Raw genomic sequence first — 16,702 nt, 5'->3', positions numbered from 1 at the left:
CCTGTGTGACTCACGGAAAAGAAACAGTCTGATTGTGAGTGCCGTTCTTTGATGGCGACGGCGAACAGGAGCGCAGCCTGTCTGAGATGGGCGAGTGCGGTAACCACCGATCTTACTTACCGAGCTCGCTCCAGCGTGTCATTGGGGACCTCCGCAGGAGCTCTCGACCAGTCTCATGCCTTGGGATGAGTATAACACAGAGAGCAAACATATGTTCTATATATTTGAGAAACCGAAGCCCTACCCACTCATTTAAGAACGTCCCCAATGAGTACTCGCACGCTAGAGCAGGTTCTCCTGTACCCATGCGATGATGTCGCTCGATTCGTAGAGCGGCTTGCCGTCGATGAACAGACAGGGAACCTGGCGTTTTCCGCCGACGGCGATGAGCGTCTGCTCGGCATCGGGGTCGGTCGAGATGTTGCGCTCAGGGATGGTCACACCGTTATCGGCAAGGAAACGCTTGACCTTCATGCAATACGGGCAGCCGGTCATAACGTACAGCGTGAGCTCATGATTAGTAGCCATAGGTCTCCAATCGGTTGAGGTTTTGATTGAAATACCCAAAGCCGCCGCGGTCTATGCATGAGCTGACGACGACTCGATGGCCTGTACCAGAAACGCCGTGGCTCCGGTGCCGCAGGGCTTGTCGTAGTAGTCGATAAAGCGCTGGTCAGCAAGATAGCCGTGGGCGAGGCCCAGGTATGCTTCGTCTTGGGGCTTGTGCCCCCAGTTAAGGCCAATCCATCGACGGTGCATCGCGACAAGTTTGCGGGCCTCGCTTCCATCCGCATCGCCGTCGCCCATGGCAATCGAAAGCTGGCCCAGAATAGCGCGTTCAAGTTCCTTCATGTCGTTCCATGTCTCGGGGTCCATGTCCAGCAGTGCTTCGTTTGCTGCGTCGATCGCCTCGTCGCCGTAGCGCGCCCGCGCCTCGGCGCCGTAGCGCTCCTCGTTTTCTTGCACGGAGCGCCAGCGCTCCAGTTGCGGCAGGACGGCGCCCATGAGCGAGACGGCTTCGTCGAGCGACATGCCGGTGTTTTGCGCCAGCCGCGGGGCACAATCCTCGATCATCGCCTCCATGGTGGTGTCGTAGGTGTACTGGCCGTGGTCGTAGCACCACTTGCAGTAATGGTCGGTTGTGGCGCCCACAGCATCGGTGCCGCAGTCGTCGGGTGTGAGTATCATGCCGCAGCTCTGGCAATAGTGCTCGGGCATTTCGAGCAGGTGGGACAGCGGTTCTCCGGTTACGGCGGCAATGAGCTTCATCATGTCGATGCCCGGGGTGACTTCGCCGCGTTCCCAACGGCTGACGGCTTGGCGTGTGACGAAGAGCTTGGCGGCGAGCTGCTCTTGGGTAAGGTGATGGGCGCGGCGAATGGCAATGAGCTTTTCTGCAAAGGCCATAGCGACTCCTTTCTGCTGGTTGATGGCTTAAGCATACGCGGCGGCCGGCGCCCTTCCAAGCAACCGTTGGTTGCACGACGGGAGACCGCGGCGAAGAATTGCGCGCTGCACCCCACACCTCCATGCCGTACAATGACCGGCATGGAACCTATCGCACACATGCATACCGACCTGCCGCAGAAGTTCGGCATTCCGCGCAACAGCTTTTTGGCGCCCCATCTGCAGGGACGCATCGTCTTTGAGCCGGAATTTGCCTCCAACGCAGCAGTTGAGGGTCTTGACTCCTTCTCTCACCTATGGCTGCTGTGGCGCTTCGAAAACGGAACGCCCGGCGGCGCGGCTAAGGATATAGCTGCCGATGCCAAGACGCAGGACAGGTCCGGCACCAACGTCAAGTGGTCGAAGACTGTGCGCCCGCCGCGTCTGGGCGGAGCCGAGCGCGTGGGCGTGTATGCCACACGCAGCCCGTTTCGCCCCAATCCCATCGGTCTTACCTGCGTCAAGCTCAGCCGCGTTGAGCGCACCGACGACGGCCCCATCATCCATGTACTGGGGGCCGACCTGCGTGACGGCACGCCCATCTACGACATTAAGCCCTACATCCCGTTTGCGGACTGCCACCCGGATGCGACCGGCGGCTGGATTGAGGGTGCTCCGTGGCAAGAGCTCGATGTTGAGTTCCCGCAAGCGCTTCAAGACATGGTCCCGCCCGTAAAGCTCCCCGGCCTGGTCGAGGTTCTTCGCCAAGATCCGCGCCGCGCGGGCAGCAAGCACGAGCCAAACCGCGTTTACCACTTGGCTTACGCCGGACTCGACATATCGTTTACGGTTGACGGGGCCAGGTTGACGGTAACCGCCATCAACGACGCGCGAGACTAACCAGCCATTCGTCCGCACCCGTCAAATTAAGCGCCAAACCCCATGCCAAAATCGCCTGCGCTGGTGGACAATAACGCCTACCGAATCATTCCGCTCTGCACGGGGGCTCAGCATGAAATACGACTTCACTTCAATCATCGACCGCCACGGCATGGACTCCATCGCCGTTGACTCTTGGGGCGAGATCCCCGGTATGGCTCCGAACGCACCCGACGAGGGCTTCGACCGCATTCCCATGTGGGTGGCGGACATGAACTTCGCCACGGTGCCTACGGTCCAGGAGCACATCATTCAGCGCGCCCAGCACCCCATGTTTGGTTACTTCAATCCGCGTTCCGAGTACTTCGACCGCATCATCGAATGGCAGAGCCGCCGTAATGGCATCGAGGGCCTGGCGCCTGAGCATATCGGCTACGAAAACGGCGTGCTGGGCGGTGTCGTGTCGACGCTGCGCGCGTATGTCCAGCCGGGCGATGCGGTGTTGGTCCACAGCCCCACCTACATCGGCTTCACCAAGTCCATCGAGGCCGCGGGCTATCGCATTGTCCACAGCCCGCTTCAGCTCGACGACCAGAGCGTGTGGCGCATGGACTTTGAGGACATGGAGCGCAAACTCGCCCAAAATCACATCCATGCCGCAGTGTTCTGCTCGCCGCACAATCCCTGCGGCCGCGTATGGGAGCGCGACGAGATCGAGCGCGCCATGGACATTTATCGCGAGCACGATTGCGTGGTGATCTCGGACGAGATTTGGTCCGATATCATTCTGCCGGGACACAAGCACATCCCGACGCAGTCGGTGAGCGAGGATGCCCGCATGCGCACGGTTGCCCTCTATGCGCCGAGCAAGACGTTTAACCTGGCGGGTCTGGTCGGCAGCTACCACATTGTCTACAACGAGACGCTGCGCGACCGCATGTGCGCTGTGTCTAACAAGACCCATTACAACGAGATGAATGTCCTTTCGATGCATGCGCTTATCGGTGCCTACCAACCGCAGGGCTACGAGTGGGTGGACGAACTCAACCAGGTGCTTGCCGACAATATCGAGTACTTCTGCGATTACGTGGACGAGCATTTTGAGGGCGTGTCCTATTCGCGTCCGCAGGGCACGTACATGGTGTTTCTGGACTGCACCGAGTGGTGCCGCGAGCATGGCCGCGATATTCAGTGGTTGCTCGACGAGGGGGCACGCGTGGGCGTGGGGTATCAGGATGGACGTCCGTTCCATGGCCCCTGCCACATTCGCGTGAATCTGGCGCTGCCGCTTTCGCGCGTAAGGGAAGCGTGCGACCGCCTAGACCGTTACGTTTTTGGGGTATAGGGGTCGCACGATTCGGGTACTGCGGCTTGTGCCCGCGTCGTCAACGTGCGTGGGCGCATAGGGTGCAGAGGGTTGCGAGCGCGTTTTCCACGTTTGCTACTTTTCTTGAATTTGCTTGCCGCAAAGGTGTTCAACCGTAATTTCATACAGCTGGACGCCCCTGATACTTTGCTTGATCTCCTCTTCGACCTCTTCGGCAGAAGGATAGTACTTGAGGGCAGACTGTCGGACTTTGTCTTCGACAAACGCCGGGTCATCGTTCACGAGGCGGCAACGGCCAAAAACCACAGTGCTTTGAACATAGGGTGCCCAGTCGTCGTCTTTGTACCAATCGTTGCCATAGACGGTAAAGCAGACTTTGTCGCTGCGTTTGAGTGCATCGACCTTATGCCCCGCCTTGGCTCCATGAAAGTAAATTTTGTCGTGCTCGGGGTCAAAGTAGTAGTTAACGGGAATGGCGTAAGGATAGCCGTCGTCTCCGTTGACGGCAAAAATGCCGCGTTTGCAATTAACAAGCAGCTCTCGTGCCTCTTGATCGGTGATAGCACGCTTCTTTCTACGAAGAGGTCTAAACATCGTGGGTTTCCTTTCTTTCCGCGTGCTGCGTGCACGGCGGTGGGTGGTATGTCTATATCAAGATACTAGTTCAGGCTGCGAGGCCGACGGGAACATCCTATTTGTCGCAGATTGAAACGCACTTTTTGTTGTGGAAGGATTGTCCCTCACAACTCGTCGTCTAGGGGCATTCTCGATGGCTGGTTCCGTTTGCGGGGGAGGCGTGGGACAATACCGACCAAAAGCGATTGCTTGTCCTGAAAAAAGGGGGTCTCGATGAAAAAGCTGAGGACGCTGGCCGATGTGTTGCGTCAAGCCGGTTTCGTGCGCATCACGGGCCTTTTTCTCGTCTTTTATCTTCTGTGTTCAATGGCTGTTTGGCTCTCTGAGCCAACAACTCTTACGTTTGGCGATGGCCTTTGGTTTAGCTTTGAGACCGTATCGACGATCGGCTTTGGCGACATTCCGGCCGAAACGCCGGTCGCCCGTGTCATCACGGTCGTCCTGAGCGTTATCAGCATTTTTTACATTGCCATGCTCACGGGCGTGGCGGTGAGCTACTGCAATATGCTCATCAAGATGCATCAAAAGGACACTATGGCGCGCTTTATGGATGATCTTGAGCATTTGGAAGAGCTCGATCGTGACGAGCTCGCCGATCTGTCGCGCCGCGTGCGCGAATATCGCCGGCGCCAGCGCTAAAACGGGCGCCGCGCGTCACGATGAGGGGGACTGAATTTGAATATCACCGTGTATCTGGGTGCCAGTATCGGCAATGACCCGGCGTTTCTGCCTGCGGTGCAGGAGCTGGGCAACTGGATTGGCGCCAACGGGCACGCGCTCGTGTACGGCGGATCCAAATCGGGCCTGATGGGCGCGCTCGCCGATAGCGTGCTTAATGCCGGCGGGCACGTGACGGGTGTGGAGCCGAGCTTTTTTATCGAGGCCGAGTTTCAACATGACGGTATCGACGACCTCATCGTGACGAGCGATATGGCGGAGCGTAAGGCAAAGATGATCGAGCTCGGCGATGCGTTCATTGCCTTTCCCGGTGGGACGGGCACGCTCGAGGAGATTGCCGAGGTTATGTCCGCGGTGTCGTTGGGGCACCTGAGTGCTCCGTGCATCCTGTATAACCTGGACGGTTACTACAGCGACCTCAAGGCACTGCTCGTACACATGATTGATAAGGGCTTATCAAGCCCACGGCGCCAGCAAGGCATTTACTTTGCCGAGGATCTGTACGAAATCGCATCAATTATCAACGGATAAGCCTTGAGCCTGTCCCGCTGTGGTCCCCGGTGGCTCCGTTTGCAGCGCAGACGGTTGGCTCGTCTGGGCCACACTCGCTCTACAATAAAACGTATCTATGTCGACTTTGACCGCGGGAGGACCCGATGGATAAGCTCGCTAAACCCACAAACCGCGCGCTGTTTTTAGTTAGCGTTGCCGTGACCGGTGCGTTCGCAGGTGCCGCGGTCTGGCTGTTCTTTTTTGTGATGGAGCACGGCATCGACTATCTATGGACCGAGATTCCGCACGCACTGGGCGTCGCTTCGCCCGAGCTCGCCAGCGGCCCGTTTGGCTTTCTGCCGTACCCGTTTTTTGTCTGCCTGCTGGGCGGCCTGTTAATCGGTCTGTACGAAAAGATGACAGACACCAAGACCGATAACCTCAATCAGGTGATGGCTAAGGTCAAGCAAGATGGGCGCTACCCGTACGACAATCTGGGCAAGCTTTCGCTTGCGGCATTGCTGCCGCTGCTGTTTGGCGGAAGTATTGGACCGGAGGCCGGCCTGACCGGCGTTATCGCGGGCCTGTGCAGCTGGGTCGGCGACCGCATGCGTCGCTTTGGCGCCGAGTTTAGGGAGCTCACGCTGCTGGGTACCCAGGCTGCCCTGACGGCGCTCTTTACCGCGCCTGTGTTTGGCTTTGTGGCGCCGCTCGCCGGTAGCGCCGACGGCCAGGGCGAAGATGCCGACGATGAGTCCGCGTCCGACGAGATCACCATCAAGCTGCCCAGGGCGCAAAAGACCGTGGTCTACGGCATTGCGATTGCCGGCGGTCTGGGCACTTACCTGTTGCTTGGCCAGCTCGTGGGCGGCGGCATGGGCATGCCCAGGTTCGAGTCCGCCGAGGTGGGCAACCTGGAGCTTGCCTGGCTCATTCCGCTGGCGTTGCTCGGCACCGTTTGCGGTTGGCTGTACTTTGTCTCCGAGCACGCGAGCGAGGCGCTGTCCCATGCAATAGGGGAGCGTCCTGTCGTCAAGGCCATGATGGCCGGTCTGGCGCTCGCCATCTGTGGCACGCTCCTGCCCTACACCATGTTTGCCGGCGAGACCCAGGCCGATGTGCTCATGGAAACCTATCTGACCATTCCCGCCGGCGTGCTTATCGCGACCGGTCTTGTCAAGGCTATGCTGACCCCCGCCCTCATCAATATGGGCTGGCGTGGCGGTCACTTCTTCCCGGTTATCTTCTCGGGCGTAAGCCTGGGCTATGGCCTTGCCATCCTCACCGGCGCCGATCCGGTCTTTTGCGTCGCCGTCTGCACGGCATCGACGATGGGCGCCGTCATGCGCCAACCCGTTATGGTCGTGGGCCTGCTGCTCATGTGCTTCCCGCTCAAGGGCATCGTCTGCATGATCATCGCCGCAGCCATCGCCGCCGGCATTCCGCTGCCCAAGCCGCTGCGCAAGTAGCATATTGCGCTTTGCGTTTGTTCAGAACTCGTTTTGAAGAAGCCGCGCGAGGCCATTTGTTTACGGCCTTGCGCGGCTAATGTTTAGAGCTTCCTCAGCACAATGGCGATGGTGTTGAGGTATTCGAGCGCGCCGGCTTCAACGGCAGCGCGGTCGCCTGCTGCGTACTCGTTGTCGCAGGCGAGCCAGTCTTTCCATGCTTCGTCCGTGCAGAGCATAGGCTGCATCGAGACAATCTCGACGCCGGGGGTCGGCTCGATCATGGCGCGCCACCAGGCTATGTCGTGCATATAGTCGAGCTGCTCGGGTGTCCAGGATTTGAGCAGGCAAACGGGCAGGTTGTCGTGGCAGTCGCGAACCATGCCGGGGATGCTTAAGTAGAGCATCCCACCTTGCTTTACGTAGGGGAGTAGGCGCTCACCCAGATAGTGTGGGTCACGGCCGTAGTAGTTGTACGAGTCGATACTTACGACCGCATCAAAATAGTCGTGCTCAAACGGCAGCCCCTGCGAGGCGTCTGCCTTAACAGGGTGAATCGTGTCGCGCGAGATACCGAGCGAATCGAAGAACGCACGGTTTTCGACGGGGTCGCTCCACAGATCGACGGCGTAGGTGTCAAACCCGTATTCGCGGGCGAGTAGGGCGCTGGTGATACCGGTGCCCGATCCAAGGTCGCAGACGCGGACGCCGCAGGGGATATGCACATCGCGAAGCAGCTCTTCGCAGAGCTTGAGGGGATTAGGGCCCATAATCTTAGAGCGTACGAGTGTCGCACCGAAGCTAGTTGCTTTTGGGAAGGATTGAGATTCCTGGGTTTGCATTGTTCTTTCCTATCAGGTGCAAAAATGGCAGATGACGGAGGCGGAACGGCGCAACAAACCACGGCCGTTGGACGGCCGTTTTCGTGGTTCTATGCGATTGACCGTTCCCTAAAGAACAATGACCAAAAAGACATCCCCTTGGATGATCGAGACTGAGCCGAGGCCCGTGACGTTTATACTGTAAAACGTCACGGGCGTGCCGGGATATGCCGTTTGTCACGGATTTGCGAGCGTCTAGATCTCGCTTGGCATCGGCGCTATTTCCAAATCGCGAGCGCGGCGGTGCCCAGGACGATGAAGGCGAGACCGATGGCGCTGCACCGTGAGAGTTTTTCGTTGAATGCCAGGCGCGCAAATAGTACCGATACGACAATCGATAGTTTGTCGATCTGCACCACGACGCTCACCTGGCCTGTGGCGATGGCGTAGTAGCACAGCAGCCACGATGCGCCAGTCGCAATGCCCGATGCCGCGAGAAATACGAGTTCGTAGCGGTCTACGTGCACGGCTTGGTCCATCTTGCCTTTAGCTGCCACGATTGCCCATGCCATAACCAGTACCACACAGGTACGGATTGCCGTGGCCAGGTTGGACTCGACGCCTTCGATGCCAACCTTGGCAAGGATGGACGTGAGCGCCGCGAACACGGCGGCGCCGAGGGCGTAAGCGAGCCAGGTCCGGTCTTGCTGCCGCTCGGGTCCGGCAGACTGCTTCTTCTCGATCATTAAAAACGTACCGAGGGTGATGACAGCGGTTCCCACGAGCTTAACCGCAAGGTTGCTCGTCTCGCCAAAAAGCACGATGGCGATCAGTGCAGCGAGTACGGTACTCATCTTGTCGACCGGTACGACCTTATTGACGTTTCCGATGCCCAACGCCTTAAAGTAACAGATCCACGAAGCACCGGTAGCGAGTCCCGAGAGGACGAGAAAGAGCCAAGATCTGGGCTCGATGCTGCCGATGGTTCCAATGGATCCAGAAATGCCCGCCATTGCCCAGGCGAAAACGAGCACCACGCAGGTGCGAATGGCCGTCGCGACATCGGAGTCGGTCTGCTTGATGCCGCATTTGGCCAGGACTGATGTGACGCCGGCAAAGAAAGCCGACACAAATGCTGCTGCGACCCACGACACGGGTGAAATGCCTCCCCAAAGAACGACCGCGCCAGATTTACGGCGCTCGTCCGATGATACCGTCCCGCCATGAAGCTTTGATACCGCTGTGGTGAGATAGGGGCCATAGTTCGAGAGGGCATTTGGTTAAGGCTCGAATCGAAGGTGAATGGTTTTCCGCGAAGTGAACGAGTAAATCTGGACCCCTGGAACATGTACACTTTTTTCGAACAAAACTGCAGGATTCTTAGACAAAAACCGCAGGAATTGAGTCCTTAAAAATGTCGATGCTACAGGGCACTGTTTTTACTCGTTCACTTCTCGGAAAAGTATTCACCTTCGATATGCTGACGGTGTCTTTTTGGTTGCCAAGAACTAGACGGCCTGCTGTGAAGGGCGGTGGTGACGCTATGCCGCCTCGTTTCATTGAAAAAATAAGCGGGGTACCACCTAAGCTTTTTTAGCCGTCGATTACAGATCGCGTACTCGATAAACCTTGGTGCTGACAGCGCAGCTGATTACACATAGTGCGAGCGCCAGTACGGCAGTTCCTGCACACAGACAGCCAAGGACGGTGGGATCGGGATTCGCCCCGGCAATCGACATAAGCCAGTTGCTGATGGGGTTGGATGAGCTCAACGTGGCCATGGCAAGGCATCCGAGCAGGGCAAACAGGCCAACGGATAGGCGCAGCGCCTCCATGTGTCCAAATCGAAAGAACAGCGGCTGCGCCAAAAACACCATCATGAGGGAGATGAGCATCGATGCTGCCGAGGCGATTGCGATTTCAAAGACCGTCTGTCCCGTCGAAGGAATGCCCGCGCTGTTGAAGAGCGGGATGGCGACGATACTCAAAAGCGTGGCGGCGCACGTCATGACGGCCGAGAAGACAACGATGCTCAGGTAGCGTGCGCAGATGATGTCTTTGCGCGAGAGGGGCAGCGTTGCCCGATAACGCTCCCATCCGTTTTGATTGTCGAAGCCTGCCAGCGAGCTCATGACCATGATAGGCGACATGGCGCTGAGCGCGCAGGCGCCGGCACTTGTGCCAGAGTCGCCACCTGACGTGTTGGCGAGGGTCAGCACAACGAATATGAACAGGCCGACGCCCGCTATGCTTGGGACAAGCGTGCGAACGATGGCGAGCTCGGACATAAAGGCGCGTTTCATTTCGAAGCCCCTTTCAGCGTGAGGCGTAGATAATCGTCAATGGTTGCCCGATCGCAGGGAATCTCGGGGAAGGCCTCGAGCGTTTCGCGACGGTTGGGCACGAGCACGTCCACGCTATAAGCGTGGTGGGCGGCACGGGCGCCTTCGACGCAAGCCATAAGCTCGGCGGCCTGCGCTTGGGTACAGTGGGCGATGCCGGCGCGGTCGGTAATGTCCTCGCGCGGCAGGTCAAACACAATCGAGCCGTTATCGATGCAAATGATGCGGTCGGCAGCGCGATCGAGGTCGGACGTAATGTGGCTCGAGAGCAGCACGCTGCGCTGGCCGTCGGCGACAAAGGCAAGCAGCTCATCGAGCAGCTCCTCGCGTGCCATGGGATCAAGACCCGCGGTGGCTTCGTCCAAAACGAGCAGCTTGGCCTTGTGACTGAGCGCACAGGCAAGCTGCAGCTTCATGCCCATGCCGCGGGAGAGGTCCTTGACCTTCGCCTTGGGATCCAAGCCAAATCGGTCGATGAGGCTGGCGAAGGTGTCGTGGCTCCAGGTGGGGTACGCCGGGCTTACGAGTGCCTCAACTTCGGTCACCTTGAGTGTGGAAGGGAAAGGACACGTGTCCAGCACGAGGCCGATACGGGCGTGCAAGCAGCGCTGCACTTCACCGGGTGCGTCGGCGCCACAGCACTGCCCAAACAGGTGCACCTCGCCGGCATCGAGCTTTATAAGCCCGAGCGCGGCGCGAATGGTCGTTGTCTTGCCGGCGCCGTTTGCGCCCACAAAGCCAACAATCTGGCCGGGCTCCACGGCGAGCGTGACATCGCGTAGTGAAAAGCGGTCGCTTACAGCGCGTGAGATGCCTTTGAGTTCAAGCAAGTTTTGCATGGTATAGCCTTTCTTGCAGATGGCTACTGCATGGTTTCGGGGGCTACCAGGTCGAGCATTTCGTGCAGTTTGCCGCGCGTGACGCCCAAGGCTTCGGCTTGGCTTGCCGCTTTCGCAAGCAGGTCTTCGATATGGCAGAGCTGGTTTTCACGCAAGAGCTCCTGGTTGCCCTCGGCGACAAAACAGCCCTTGCCCTGCACGGTGCGGATAAACCCGATTTGCTCTAGGTCGGCGTAGGCGCGCTTGGTGGTGATGACGCTCACACCCAGGTCGCTCGCGAGTGCACGGATGCTGGGGAGTTTGGCTCCCGCAGCGAGCGTGCCCGATAAGATCTGAGCTTTGACTTGCGAGGTTATCTGCTCATAGATGGGCTTGTCGCTCGAATTGGATAGGATGATGTCCACAGCGGCTCCTTAGCTGTTGGGCTACACGTGTATATAACCGGTAAGCACAGTATATATACACTATGCACAGTTATGCAAGAGCCAAATAGGGATTGTCCGCTCGTTCATTCATCTCAATCTGTAACATCTGGAACCGATTTGGACGGCTACCTGTTACAGATTGAGATTTTGCTGGTGGGCCCCACCTGGCTGTCTCAATCTGTAACAACTGGAGAAGTTTTTGGCTGCTAGATGTTACAGATCGAGATCTTTCTGGGACGCCCACCTGTTTGTCTAAATCTGTAACAGGTAGAGGTTCAAAAACCGTCTAGATGTTACTGATCGAGACAAACTGCTGCGGAGTGCCGTCATCGACTGCTACACAGGCCCCAACTGATGAATTTGTCCTGATAGGCGCCCTAGAGCGGAATTTCGCGGCTACAATAGTACGGCTACAACGACGTAATGCACTCAATGCAAGAAAGGATCCGCATGGCAAGCCTGTCGGATGAAATCTCGTCGCGCCGCACATTCGCGATCATCAGCCACCCGGATGCCGGTAAGACCACGCTTACCGAGAAGCTGCTGCTCTATACCGGCAGCATCCAGACCGCCGGCTCGGTCAAGGGCAAGAGCTCGGCCAAGCATGCCGTCTCGGACTGGATGGACATCGAGAAGGAGCGCGGCATTTCCGTCACCTCCTCGGTGCTGCAGTTCACTTACAACGGCGCCTGCGTCAACATCCTCGATACCCCCGGTCACCAGGACTTTTCGGAGGATACCTACCGTACCCTTATGGCCGCTGACGCCGCAGTCATGGTCATCGACGGCGCCAAGGGCGTCGAGGCCCAGACCAAGAAGCTCTTTAAGGTCTGTACGCTGCGCCACATTCCCATCTTCACCTTTGTGAACAAGCTCGACCACGAGGCTCGCGATCCGTTTGAGCTCATGGAAGAGATCGAGAATGTCCTGGGCATCAATACGTATCCCATGAACTGGCCGATCGGCAGCGGCCGCAATTTCCGCGGCGTGTTCGATCGTCAGGCCCGTCGCGTCATTGCCTTTGAGGGCGACGGTCACGCCAGCGCCACCAAGAAGGTCGCCGAGGTCGAGGCCGAGCTGGGCGATTCTTCCATGGATGAGCTCATCGGCGAGGAGAACCATAAGAACCTGATGGACGACATCGAGTTGCTCGATGGCGCCGGCGACGAGCTCGACTTGGATGCCGTGGCCTGCGGCAAGCTGAGCCCGGCGTTCTTTGGCTCGGCGCTTACCAACTTTGGCGTGGAACCCTTCCTTAAGGAGTTCCTGCGTCTGGCCCCGACGCCGCGTGCCTATACCGATACGCTTACCAGTGAACCGGTCGATCCCTGCCGCGACGACTTTAGCGGCTTTGTGTTTAAGATCCAGGCCAACATGGACAAGAACCACCGCGACCGCATCGCCTTTGTGCGCATTTGCTCGGGTAAGTTCGAGCGCGGCATGGATGCCTTCCACGTGCAGGGCAACCGCAAGCTCAAGCTTGCCACGGGCACGTCGATGATGGCCGACGACCGCGCCATCGTGGACGAGGCGTACGCGGGCGATATCGTGGGCCTGTTCGATCCGGGTATCTTTAGCGTCGGCGACACCGTGTGCTCCGGCAAGCGCCATGTGCAGTATCCGCAGATTCCGACGTTTGCCCCCGAGATGTTCGCTCGCATTACGCAGGTCGACACGCTCAAGCGCAAGCAGTTCGTCAAGGGCATGGAGGAGCTTGCCCAGGAGGGCGCCATCCAGATCTTCCGCGAGCTGGGTGCCGGCATGGAGAGCGTCATCGTGGGCGTGGTCGGCGTGCTACAGTTTGAGGTGCTCGAGCGCCGCCTCAAGGCCGAATACCGTGTTGAGGTTCGTCGTCAGCCGCTGCCCTATACGGACATTCGCTGGATCCAGAACGACCCCGACACCATCGATATCCCGGGCCTTTCGCTCACGCGCGACACGTTGCGCGTCGAGGACATGCGCGGTGGCAAGCTGTTGCTGTTTACGAGCCCGTGGAACGTGGATTGGGCAACCGACCACAATCCCGACCTTATCCTGTCTGAGTTTGGCAACGTAGTCTTTTAACGCATCGGCGCGGTGGCCCTGCGGGGCTGCCGCGCTGCCTGCTTGCCTGATACCGCGCGAGCGGCTATCATGCCCACCGTCGTCTCAAGACCGGGGCGTCCGAGCAGTTCGGGTCCGATATCCTGCTCGTTAAACCTAAAACCAAAGGAGTACATAATGATCAAGAAGGTCATGGAGGACTACAAGGTCCTGTTGCGGAGCATTCCCGCGGCAACGGTTTCGCTGTTTTTCGTGAGCGTTATCATGATGAACCTGCTGGCCAACAAAGAGCTCATCAGCCTGCCGTATCTGGCACTCGATTGCGGCTTTGTGGTGAGCTGGGTCTCGTTTTTGTGCCAGGACATGATCTGCAAGCGCTTTGGCGCCAAGGCATCCATCAAAATCTCTATCCTCGCACTGGCGGTCAACCTTGCCGTGAGCCTGTGTTTTTGGGCGTGCTCGCTCACACCCGGTATGTGGGGCGCCTACTACGACACGGGCATGATCGAGGTCAACACCGCCCTTAACGCCACCATCGGCGGCACCTGGTACGTGGTGCTGGGCTCTTCGCTGGCAATGTTCGTTTCTGCCGTGGTCAACTCCACGCTCAACCAGTCGCTCGGCCGTATGCTCAAAAAGAATAACTTTGCGAGCTTCGCCTTCCGCTCCTATGTGTCCACGGGTGTTGGCCAGTTTATCGACAACCTGGTCTTTGCCATTGTGGTGAGCCACACGTTCTTTGGTTGGACCTGGGTGCAGGTCCTTATGTGCTCGCTGACCGGCGCTGTTGCCGAGCTGCTGTGCGAGGTCTTCCTGAGCCCCGTGGGCTATAAGGTCGTGCGCGGCTGGGAGCGTGAGAATGTGGGCGCCGAGTACCTTGAGCGCCACGCAACCGCCTAAGGAGCAAGTATGCGGGTTTTGATCACGGGCGCTTCGGGCGGTATCGGAGCCGCGTGCGTGCAGCGCTTTTTGGACGAGGGCCACGAGGTCGTGGGCTTTGATCTGCTGCCGGCGGTGATCGAACACGAGCGCTACCGCCATCTGATTGTTGATGTCCGCGAGCCGGGCTCGTTTCCAGGCGACCTTGAACCCCAAGTGATCGTGAACGTTGCGGGTACGCAGGATTCGGTCGACGATATCGCCGCCAACCTGCGTGGCACCATCAACGTGACCGAGCGCTACGCTTTTGTGGGGGAGGGGCTTGTCGCCAAGCCGGCGCCCGCTATCAAATCCGTGGTCAATGTGGGGTCGGCGAGCGGGCATACGGGATCGGAGTTTCCCGCCTATGCTGCCAGCAAGGGCGGCGTTATCGCCTACACCAAGAACCTTGCAAACCGCCTGGCACCGCAGGCCATCGCCAACAGTGTGGACCCGGGTGGCGTTATCACGCCGCTCAATCGTTGCGTGATGGAAGACGAACACCTGTGGAACCAGATTATGGAGCTTACACCGCTTAAACGCTGGGCAACCGCCCAAGAGATCGCCGAGTGGATCTACTTTGTGGGCGTGACCAACCGGTTTATGACCGGGCAGAGCCTGCTCATTGATGGTGGCGAGGCCGGCTGCACACAATTTATTTGGCCCGAATAGGAAACGCGCCCGATGGAAAGCCGTCGGGCGCATTTTTGATGTATCGATTTTAGCCGAGACAAGTCCAGTTAACGGGGGTCGAGCCGTGCTGTTCGAGTAGCCGATTGGCTGCCGAGAAGGGTCGCGACCCCATAAAAGCGGGGAGTTCTGCCGTGGCACGGTTGGCCGAAAGCGGCGAGGGGTGCGTGGAGGCAAGGCAGAACTTGCCGGTTGTTTTGCCCGCGTCGATTGCGGCGAGCTTGCCCTCAACCATCTGCTGGGCAAAGCGGCCCCATGCCAAAAAGACTACCGGTTGGGGTAGCTGGCAGCAGCGTTCGATAACGTAGTCGGTGAGCGTACTCCAGCCCAGCTTGGCGTGTGAGTTCGCGGCATGCTCGCGCACGGTAAGCGTAGTGTTGAGGAGCAGGACGCCCTGTTGTGCCCATGGCGTCAGATCTCCCGTGGCGGGAATGGGACAACTCAGATCGGCTTTGAGTTCCTTATAGATGTTGCGCAGGCTTGGCGGCAACTTGGTTTGCGTCGCGGGGACCGAGAACGATAACCCCATGGCCTGGTTGGGTCCGTGATAGGGGTCTTGGCCCAAGATGACAACTTTGACCTGGTCGGCCGGCGTGTAGGCGAGGGCATTGAGGATGTCGTCTTGTGCCGGGTAGATGGTCTGCTCGGCACGCAAAAGGGCGATGCGCTCGAGCAGCTGGTTCGTAGTGTCACGTACCGGCTGCGGCGCATCGCCCAACCAAGTTGCTATGTTGCGGTCGCGAGTTGCGGTGTTCATGGCGCTCCTTTATGGCAAATGCTATGTTGGCATCTATTGTAAAGGCGCACCGGTTGCCTTTATGCCGCGGCTGCATGAAGAGCGGGGTCTACGAGGCGCGCTCGGGCACTCCTGCCATATGAGCGCGTCCATGTGCGCGGAGGTGCGGAAGCTCGACGGTTGCCGCCATGACGCCGGTGAGGATGAGAGCTGCACCCAGGAAGGCGATGGGGCTCAGGACCTCGCCGACTAGGAAGAACGAAAAGACGGCGGAGCAGACTGGCTCGAGCGAGAAGGCAAAGCCGGTGGTCTCGGCGGGCACGTGGGGCTGCACGAGCGTCTGGGTGATAAAGCCGTAGGCAGAGCAGATGAGTGCGAGTGCGACGACGACCACGACCTCGCCCGGCGTGCCGGGGAGTGTGAAACCGCCAAAGGTGAATGCGGCGATGCCCGAGAATAAGCCGCCGAAGCCCAGCTGCCAAACGCCCAGAGCAAGCGGATCGACTTCTTCGACAAAGCGCTTGGCCACGATAATGTGGCCGGCATAGACAAAGGCGGAGAGCAGCATGATGAGCGCGCCCGGGTTCAGGCTGGTGAAGTCGGCGCCCGAGAGCAGCAACATACCGCAGGTGACGATGGCGGTGCCGACGAGCACTTTGCGCTCGGGGGCGCGGTGCAGCAGGGCGGCGTTGGCAAACGGCACGATCACGACCGTCAGGCTCTGCAAAAAGCCGGCAGTGGAGGCAGAGGTGAGGCTGGAGCCCAGGCACATGCAGGTGAGCTCGGTTGCCATGATGGCGCCGATGATGGCGGCACGGACCATAAGGTCGCGGTTAATGCGCAACGCGCGCTTGTGGAAGAGCAGCAGGCAGGCCACAAAAGCGATGATGCAGCGTAGCGCGACGATACTCGTGGCGTTCATGCTGTCCATGCCGATCTTCATGAGGGGATACGAAAAGCCCCATGCGACGGGAACGGAAAATGAGAGCGCGATTGCTTTCTTGCGATCCATGGGACTCCTTTTGTTGCAGAACGGTTTCGT

The 16,702-nt window shown here is 58.8% G+C and carries 18 protein-coding genes; 8 read left to right on the top strand and 10 right to left on the bottom strand.

Going from position 1 to position 16,702, the window contains the following annotated elements; translation table 11 throughout:
• Positions 1-282 precede the first annotated feature (282 nt).
• Together ACTQV3_RS05650 and ACTQV3_RS05645 are read right to left on the bottom strand one after the other, a co-directional pair.
• Complete coding sequence (locus tag ACTQV3_RS05650) at positions 283-528, bottom strand: glutaredoxin family protein (protein ID WP_154516949.1); 246 nt, start codon at positions 526-528, stop codon at positions 283-285.
• A 51-nt stretch (positions 529-579) separates the two neighbouring features.
• Positions 580-1,407 (bottom strand): TipAS antibiotic-recognition domain-containing protein, encoded by an 828-nt coding sequence (locus tag ACTQV3_RS05645; RefSeq protein ID WP_427794277.1) that lies wholly within the window; start codon positions 1,405-1,407, stop codon positions 580-582.
• Between the two features lie 141 nt (positions 1,408-1,548).
• Here ACTQV3_RS05645 and tsaA point away from each other — a divergent pair, with 141 nt between their 5' ends.
• The gene (gene tsaA, locus ACTQV3_RS05640; RefSeq protein WP_441068612.1) at positions 1,549-2,286 is read left to right on the top strand and encodes a tRNA (N6-threonylcarbamoyladenosine(37)-N6)-methyltransferase TrmO; all 738 of its coding nucleotides are present in this window, start codon (positions 1,549-1,551) and stop codon (positions 2,284-2,286) included.
• Positions 2,287-2,398: 112 nt separating this feature from the next.
• On the top strand, positions 2,399-3,610 hold the full coding sequence (locus ACTQV3_RS05635; protein ID WP_441068610.1) for a MalY/PatB family protein: 1,212 nt from the start codon (positions 2,399-2,401) through the stop codon (positions 3,608-3,610).
• 96 nt (positions 3,611-3,706) lie between these two features.
• Here ACTQV3_RS05635 and ACTQV3_RS05630 read toward each other — a convergent pair whose 3' ends face one another.
• Positions 3,707-4,186: a pyridoxamine 5'-phosphate oxidase family protein gene (locus tag ACTQV3_RS05630; protein WP_441068608.1), complete on the bottom strand. Its 480-nt coding sequence runs from the start codon at positions 4,184-4,186 to the stop codon at positions 3,707-3,709.
• A gap of 255 nt (positions 4,187-4,441) precedes the next feature.
• Between ACTQV3_RS05630 and ACTQV3_RS05625 the strand changes: the two genes are divergently transcribed.
• The 3 genes from ACTQV3_RS05625 (at position 4,442) to ACTQV3_RS05615 (ending at position 6,867) form a co-directional block, all read left to right on the top strand.
• Positions 4,442-4,867, top strand: coding sequence for a potassium channel family protein (locus ACTQV3_RS05625; protein ID WP_154516963.1), 426 nt, complete (start codon positions 4,442-4,444; stop codon positions 4,865-4,867).
• Between the two features lie 36 nt (positions 4,868-4,903).
• Positions 4,904-5,437, top strand: coding sequence for a TIGR00730 family Rossman fold protein (locus tag ACTQV3_RS05620; protein WP_441068605.1), 534 nt, complete (start codon positions 4,904-4,906; stop codon positions 5,435-5,437).
• A gap of 125 nt (positions 5,438-5,562) precedes the next feature.
• Entirely contained in the window at positions 5,563-6,867 is a 1,305-nt protein-coding gene (locus ACTQV3_RS05615; RefSeq protein WP_441068603.1) for a chloride channel protein, read from the top strand.
• An 83-nt stretch (positions 6,868-6,950) separates the two neighbouring features.
• On the opposite strand, the gene ACTQV3_RS05610 is transcribed toward ACTQV3_RS05615, so the two are convergent.
• The 5 genes from ACTQV3_RS05610 to ACTQV3_RS05590 form a co-directional block, all read right to left on the bottom strand.
• On the bottom strand, positions 6,951-7,688 hold the full coding sequence (locus ACTQV3_RS05610; RefSeq protein ID WP_427747524.1) for an SAM-dependent methyltransferase: 738 nt from the start codon (positions 7,686-7,688) through the stop codon (positions 6,951-6,953).
• Between the two features lie 257 nt (positions 7,689-7,945).
• Positions 7,946-8,821 (bottom strand): EamA family transporter, encoded by an 876-nt coding sequence (locus ACTQV3_RS05605; protein WP_441068601.1) that lies wholly within the window; start codon positions 8,819-8,821, stop codon positions 7,946-7,948.
• A gap of 450 nt (positions 8,822-9,271) precedes the next feature.
• Positions 9,272-9,970 (bottom strand): ABC-2 transporter permease, encoded by a 699-nt coding sequence (locus ACTQV3_RS05600; protein ID WP_441068599.1) that lies wholly within the window; start codon positions 9,968-9,970, stop codon positions 9,272-9,274.
• The gene (locus ACTQV3_RS05595) at positions 9,967-10,848 is read right to left on the bottom strand and encodes an ABC transporter ATP-binding protein (protein WP_441068597.1); all 882 of its coding nucleotides are present in this window, start codon (positions 10,846-10,848) and stop codon (positions 9,967-9,969) included. Before ACTQV3_RS05595 ends, ACTQV3_RS05600 begins: the two co-directional genes overlap by 4 nt.
• Before the next feature lie 23 nt (positions 10,849-10,871).
• Positions 10,872-11,252, bottom strand: a complete 381-nt coding sequence (locus ACTQV3_RS05590; RefSeq protein WP_441068595.1) for a GntR family transcriptional regulator — start codon at positions 11,250-11,252, stop codon at positions 10,872-10,874.
• Positions 11,253-11,723: 471 nt separating this feature from the next.
• Here ACTQV3_RS05590 and ACTQV3_RS05585 point away from each other — a divergent pair, with 471 nt between their 5' ends.
• The 3 genes from ACTQV3_RS05585 (at position 11,724) to ACTQV3_RS05575 (ending at position 14,906) form a co-directional block, all read left to right on the top strand.
• The gene (locus ACTQV3_RS05585) at positions 11,724-13,337 is read left to right on the top strand and encodes a peptide chain release factor 3 (protein WP_441535973.1); all 1,614 of its coding nucleotides are present in this window, start codon (positions 11,724-11,726) and stop codon (positions 13,335-13,337) included.
• Between the two features lie 156 nt (positions 13,338-13,493).
• Positions 13,494-14,216 (top strand): VUT family protein, encoded by a 723-nt coding sequence (locus ACTQV3_RS05580; protein WP_427728338.1) that lies wholly within the window; start codon positions 13,494-13,496, stop codon positions 14,214-14,216.
• Positions 14,217-14,225: 9 nt separating this feature from the next.
• A complete protein-coding gene (locus ACTQV3_RS05575) occupies positions 14,226-14,906 on the top strand; it encodes an SDR family NAD(P)-dependent oxidoreductase (protein WP_441068593.1) in 681 nt (226 codons plus the stop codon).
• Between the two features lie 49 nt (positions 14,907-14,955).
• Here ACTQV3_RS05575 and ACTQV3_RS05570 read toward each other — a convergent pair whose 3' ends face one another.
• Together ACTQV3_RS05570 and ACTQV3_RS05565 are read right to left on the bottom strand one after the other, a co-directional pair.
• Entirely contained in the window at positions 14,956-15,681 is a 726-nt protein-coding gene (locus ACTQV3_RS05570; RefSeq protein ID WP_427719354.1) for a uracil-DNA glycosylase, read from the bottom strand.
• Between the two features lie 88 nt (positions 15,682-15,769).
• The gene (locus ACTQV3_RS05565) at positions 15,770-16,672 is read right to left on the bottom strand and encodes a DMT family transporter (RefSeq protein WP_441063997.1); all 903 of its coding nucleotides are present in this window, start codon (positions 16,670-16,672) and stop codon (positions 15,770-15,772) included.
• Between the last annotated feature and the right edge of the window lie 30 nt (positions 16,673-16,702).

Origin of the sequence: Collinsella sp. LCP19S3_A7 (assembly GCF_052121995.1) — a bacterium.
Classification (GTDB): domain Bacteria; phylum Actinomycetota; class Coriobacteriia; order Coriobacteriales; family Coriobacteriaceae; genus Collinsella.
The sequence above is the reverse complement of the archived record's forward strand: the minus strand, read 5'-3'. Positions and strand labels throughout refer to the sequence as shown.

What these genes read in the sequence shown, in the direction of transcription:
- ACTQV3_RS05650 (WP_154516949.1), bottom strand. Translation starts at nt 528, where the DNA reads ATGGCTACTAATCATGAGCTCACGCTGTACGTTATGACCGGCTGCCCG.
- ACTQV3_RS05645 (WP_427794277.1), bottom strand. Translation starts at nt 1,407, where the DNA reads ATGGCCTTTGCAGAAAAGCTCATTGCCATTCGCCGCGCCCATCACCTT.
- tsaA (WP_441068612.1), top strand. Translation starts at nt 1,549, where the DNA reads ATGGAACCTATCGCACACATGCATACCGACCTGCCGCAGAAGTTCGGC.
- ACTQV3_RS05635 (WP_441068610.1), top strand. Translation starts at nt 2,399, where the DNA reads ATGAAATACGACTTCACTTCAATCATCGACCGCCACGGCATGGACTCC.
- ACTQV3_RS05630 (WP_441068608.1), bottom strand. Translation starts at nt 4,186, where the DNA reads ATGTTTAGACCTCTTCGTAGAAAGAAGCGTGCTATCACCGATCAAGAG.
- ACTQV3_RS05625 (WP_154516963.1), top strand. Translation starts at nt 4,442, where the DNA reads ATGAAAAAGCTGAGGACGCTGGCCGATGTGTTGCGTCAAGCCGGTTTC.
- ACTQV3_RS05615 (WP_441068603.1), top strand. Translation starts at nt 5,563, where the DNA reads ATGGATAAGCTCGCTAAACCCACAAACCGCGCGCTGTTTTTAGTTAGC.
- ACTQV3_RS05610 (WP_427747524.1), bottom strand. Translation starts at nt 7,688, where the DNA reads ATGCAAACCCAGGAATCTCAATCCTTCCCAAAAGCAACTAGCTTCGGT.
- ACTQV3_RS05600 (WP_441068599.1), bottom strand. Translation starts at nt 9,970, where the DNA reads ATGAAACGCGCCTTTATGTCCGAGCTCGCCATCGTTCGCACGCTTGTC.
- ACTQV3_RS05595 (WP_441068597.1), bottom strand. Translation starts at nt 10,848, where the DNA reads ATGCAAAACTTGCTTGAACTCAAAGGCATCTCACGCGCTGTAAGCGAC.
- ACTQV3_RS05585 (WP_441535973.1), top strand. Translation starts at nt 11,724, where the DNA reads ATGGCAAGCCTGTCGGATGAAATCTCGTCGCGCCGCACATTCGCGATC.
- ACTQV3_RS05580 (WP_427728338.1), top strand. Translation starts at nt 13,494, where the DNA reads ATGATCAAGAAGGTCATGGAGGACTACAAGGTCCTGTTGCGGAGCATT.
- ACTQV3_RS05575 (WP_441068593.1), top strand. Translation starts at nt 14,226, where the DNA reads ATGCGGGTTTTGATCACGGGCGCTTCGGGCGGTATCGGAGCCGCGTGC.
- ACTQV3_RS05570 (WP_427719354.1), bottom strand. Translation starts at nt 15,681, where the DNA reads ATGAACACCGCAACTCGCGACCGCAACATAGCAACTTGGTTGGGCGAT.
- ACTQV3_RS05565 (WP_441063997.1), bottom strand. Translation starts at nt 16,672, where the DNA reads ATGGATCGCAAGAAAGCAATCGCGCTCTCATTTTCCGTTCCCGTCGCA.